This is a genomic window from Hymenobacter agri (genome assembly GCF_054778495.1).
Genome location: NZ_BAAGZM010000419.1, coordinates 1 through 3,798, shown reverse-complemented (window position 1 = coordinate 3,798; position 3,798 = coordinate 1). Strand labels below are relative to the sequence as shown.

At 63.5% G+C, this 3,798-nt stretch carries 4 protein-coding genes; all 4 read left to right on the top strand.

Translation table 11 applies throughout. From position 1 onward, the window contains the following. Window positions 1-683: alpha/beta hydrolase family protein (locus ACYVDE_RS16905; RefSeq protein ID WP_460502725.1), on the top strand; the 683-nt coding region annotated here is incomplete at its 5' end. A 423-nt stretch (window positions 684-1,106) separates the two neighbouring features. After that, window positions 1,107-2,039, top strand: coding sequence for a ComEA family DNA-binding protein (locus tag ACYVDE_RS16900; RefSeq protein ID WP_460502724.1), 933 nt, complete (start codon window positions 1,107-1,109; stop codon window positions 2,037-2,039). A gap of 189 nt (window positions 2,040-2,228) precedes the next feature. After that, complete coding sequence (locus ACYVDE_RS16895; protein ID WP_460502723.1) at window positions 2,229-2,861, top strand: (2Fe-2S)-binding protein; 633 nt, start codon at window positions 2,229-2,231, stop codon at window positions 2,859-2,861. A 144-nt stretch (window positions 2,862-3,005) separates the two neighbouring features. Then, window positions 3,006-3,798 (top strand): FAD binding domain-containing protein (locus ACYVDE_RS16890; RefSeq protein WP_460502722.1); only part of this gene is annotated, 793 nt, incomplete at its 3' end.

Genomic DNA, 3,798 nt, shown 5'->3' with positions numbered 1-3,798 from the left:
CGGCCGCGCCCAGCAAGGCCCCAGCCTTTGCCGTGTCGCTGGGCGGCTACGGCCAGCCTGGCTACGACGTGCTGCTGCGCCAGCAGGGCGAAATTATGCGCCTGATTGGGGCCGACCCCGCCCAGGTGAAAGCCGCGCAGGACGTGTACCAGCGCACGGTGGCCATCATCCGCCAAACGCCCGACAACGCCAAGGCCCGCCTGCAGGTGGCTACCCTGCTCAGCAACACCAACGCGGGCCTCGACGCCGGCATGGCCCGCGCCCGCGCCGTGCAGCTCACCACGCCGTGGTCGCGCTACTTCTTCGATTTCGACCCGCTGGCCCAGCTCGGCAAGGTGCAGTGCTCAGTGCTGCTGCTCAATGGCACGTCCGACCTGCAGGTGTCGGCCAAGCGCAACATGACGCCCCTGTACCGCGCTCTGCGCAAGGCCAACCGCACGGCCGTGTCGTACAAGCTCGACGGCGTGAACCACCTGTTTCAGCCTACGCCCGCGCAGTGGCCCATGATTAACGGGGTGCAGCAACCGGTATTCGACCCCGAAGCCCTCAAGACCATCTACGCCTGGGTAGCCAACGAAACCCGCCTGCCCGGCGGCCCCGTGCCCGTGACGGTTAAGCGCCCGGCCCCGGCCAAATCGGCGAAGCCCAGCCGCACGCCCAGCACGGCCCGCGCCCGCAGCTAGGGTTGTATTCACATTTGTCATCCTGAGCGCAGCGAAAAACCTTATCACGTCAGACCGAGCTTTTCAGATGTGATAAGGTCTTTCGCTGCGCTCAGGATGACAAGCGTTTTGACCTTCTAAACAGATTCAGTGATAGCATTAACTCAGCCAGTGGTCATTTACTTCTTGACCACCTTGCTGTTTCGCTGATTTTCGATAAACTTGCCTTCGCGGCGGAAACCAGTTCGTCTGGTTTCCGCCGCTTATTTTTCCGCCCCTTCTATCACCGGCTCCGGCCGGCTCTACCGCGTCGTCATGGCCGCATCGCCAACCTCATCAGGCCCTCGCCGGACCTGGGCCAACTTAAATCCGCTACACTGGCTGCGGCGCTCATTTGGCTACTCGCGAGCCGAGGCGCGAGGCACGGTAGGCCTGCTCCTGCTGATGGTGGCTTTCGTCATAATACCGCGGCTGTTGCGCCCCGAGCTGCCCACCTACCTGCCGGCCGCCGACCAACACCGCCTAAACGAGCTGGCGGCACAGCTCAAAGCGCACCGTTCCGCCGAAACCGGCTTTGCCAGCCGCTACCCGAAACGGAAGTTTAAGGAGTTTGGGCACGGTAGCTCCCGCTACCCCGTGGTACCGCAGGTGCGGCTGGCTCCCTTCGACCCCAACGCCCTCACGGCCGAAGGCTGGGAAGCCCGCGGCGTGCCGCACTTCGTGGCTGCGCGCATTGTGAAATACGGCGCGACGGCCGGCGGCTTCAAGGCCAAAGCGCAGATTAAGAAGATGTACGGGCTAGAGGATTCGGTATATCAGCGCCTCGCCCCTTTCATCCAGCTGCCCGACGAGGCCCCGAAGCGCGACTACGCCAGCAACCGCCCCGGCCCCGATGGCAAGCTCCCGCCCTTCGCCAGCGCCAACGGCGAGGTTGCACCCGGCAAGTATCCGCGCAAGCCCCGCAACCTCCAGCCCTTCGACCTGAACCGTGCCGATACCACGCAGCTGATGCAGATTCGCGGCATCGGGTCGGGCCGGGCCAAGTGGGTGGTGAAGTACCGCAACCAGCTCGGTGGCTACCTGCGCGAAGACCAGCTCGATGAGGTGTTCGTGCTGCGCGACGCGCCCGACCTGCGCGACAGCCTCAAGAAATACACCTTCGTGGCCCCCGGCTTCGTGCCGCAGGGCGTGCATGTGAACACGGCCACCTTCGATGAGATGTATCTGCACCCCTACATCGGTAAGCCCAAGGCCCGGCTCATTGTGGCCTACCGCCAGCAGCACGGCCCCTTCCGTAGCATCGAGGAGTTAAAGAAGGTACCAGTGCTCAAGCCCGAGGATGTGGAGAAGATGCGCCCCTACCTGCGCTTCGAGTAACAGCGGGGCTAATGCTGAGCGCAACGGATGGCTCAAAAGTTTTCACGGCAAATTCATGTGCAAAGCAACCCCGTACGGTCGCGTTTGCGTAGTGGGTAGTTAGGGCAGACGCGACTACCGGCGTGGCCTTCGGTTAACTATTGGCCTGCCCGCCGGTTTGGTTTTACTACTCAGCCCTCAGCCACTGCTATGATGGATTCTAATACGCCCAACCAGGCGGCCGGCCAGCCCGAACAGGACAGCCGCCGCTCTTTTATGAAGCAGGCCGGCGGTTTGCTGGGCCTGGCCCTGGCCCCGCCGCTCATCAGCCAGGCCGAACGGCTCACGGCGATGTCGAAGAAAGTGGAAGGCGTAACCGAAATGCGCCTGAAAGTGAACGGCACCGTGCGGACCATTCAGGCCGAGCCCCGCGTGACGCTACTCGACGCCCTGCGCGAGCGCCTCGACCTGACCGGCACCAAAAAAGGCTGCGACCACGGCCAGTGCGGTGCCTGCACCGTACTCGTCGATGGCAAGCGCGTCAATTCCTGCCTGACGCTGGCCGTGATGACGCAGGGTAAGGAAATTACCACAGTGGAGGGCCTCGCCAAGGGCGAAGAGTTGCACCCGCTACAGCAGGCGTTCATCGACCACGACGGCTTCCAGTGCGGCTACTGCACGCCGGGCCAGCTTATGTCGGGCGTGGCCTGCCTGAAAGAAGGCCACGCCAAAACCGACGACAGCGTGCGCGAATGGATGAGCGGCAACCTCTGCCGCTGCGGCGCCTACCCCAACATTGTGGCCGCCATTCGGCAGGTCGAGCAGAGTGGGTTCAAGGGGTAATAACCAGCCTCAAAGCCAATTAGCGGAACGTCATGCTGAGCTTGTCGAAGCATCTCTACCGCAATAGTAACATGGTTTGCGTTGCGCAGTAGAGATGCTTCGACAAGCTCAGCATGACGTTCTTTTTGAATTCCGCTATTTGTTATGAATAACTTCAGCTACACCCAGGCCAGCACGGCCAAAGAAGCCGCCGCCAGCCGGGCGGGCACGGCCCAGTCGGCCTACATCGCGGGCGGCACCACGCTGCTCGATTTGATGAAGGCCAACCTGGAGGAGCACGCCCAGCTGGTTGATATTAATATGCTGCCCTTCAAAGGCATTGAGCAGACGGCCGACGGCCTGCGCATCGGCGCGATGGAGCGCATGAGCGACGTGGGCGAGCACCCGCTGGTGGTGCAGAATTACCCGGCCGTGTCGGAATCGCTGCTGCTGGCGGCTTCGCCGCAGCTGCGCAACATGGCCAGTATCGGGGGCAACATGCTGCAGCGCACCCGCTGCGGCTACTTCCGCGACGCGGCGTTTCCGTGCAACAAGCGGGTACCTGGCTCGGGCTGCCCCGCCATTGCCGGCGACAACCACAACCTCGCTATTCTGGGCGTGAGCGACAGCTGCATTGCCACCGCCTACCCCGGCGACCTGGCCGTAGCCCTGGCCGCCTTCGATGCCGTGCTGACGCTGGAAAACGCTAAAGGCAAGCAGCGCCGCGTGCCCGTTACCGAGTTCTACCTGCTGCCTGGCAAAACGCCGCAGAAGGAAACCATGCTGGAGCCCGGCGAGCTAATTGTGGCCCTCACCATTCCGAACACCGCCCACGCCCGTCGCTCCACCTACCTCAAGGTGCGCGAGCGCACCAGCTACGCCTATGCGCTGGCTTCGGCCGCCGTGGGCCTCGATGTGCAGGGCGGCACCATCCGCAGCGCCCGCGTGGCGCTGGGCG